This window comes from Pseudomonas baetica (genome assembly GCF_019733355.1).
Classification (GTDB): Bacteria; Pseudomonadota; Gammaproteobacteria; order Pseudomonadales; family Pseudomonadaceae; genus Aquipseudomonas; species Aquipseudomonas baetica_A.
In genome coordinates, this window is the sequence record NZ_JAIHLQ010000131.1 from 1 (window position 1) to 602 (window position 602).

At 54.0% G+C, this 602-nt stretch carries 1 protein-coding gene; it reads left to right on the forward strand.

All coding sequences use genetic code 11. The features are described from left to right. On the forward strand, positions 1-602 hold a 602-nt coding region (locus tag K5E40_RS34410; protein WP_221734433.1), incomplete at both ends, for an IS4 family transposase.

Genomic DNA, 602 nt, shown 5'->3' on the forward strand with positions numbered 1-602 from the left:
CTCGAATTGACGCTTCAGGCACAGCCTTTTTGCTAAGAGCATCGATCCCTCTGGCGGGACGCTCATTTCCGGTTTATGAAAGCGTTCATGAGCGCGAGAGCTGTCCCAAGTATCAAAATCGCCTACTCAAAACGCTGGCCGAATTGCTACCTGTTGACTGCATCCCGATTCTGGTCACCGATGCGGGTTTTCGGCGACCGTGGATGAAGGCTGTCGCCGCGCAGGGCTGGTATTACGTCGCGCGGATAAGGAATCGCGAACTTTATCGTCGCGATCAAACTGACTGGCAACCGGTGAAGAATTTGTATGCATTGGCCGCCGCCTCACCCAAGGCACTTGGCCGTGTCGAGATGACACGAAGCGCCCCACACTTCATCGATTTGTATTGCGTACGGCACTGTGCCAAGGGCCGCAAACACCAACGCGTCACGGGGTCAATTGCCAAGAGTAAGCTCAGTCGACAGTCCGCAAGACGTGAGCGTGAACCATGGTTGCTGGCCAGCAATTTAGTTCAGAGCGAGTGGAATCCGGCAAAGATCGTGGCGGTTTACAAACGACGCATGCAAATTGAGGAAGGTTTCAGAGATGTGAAAAGTGAGCAC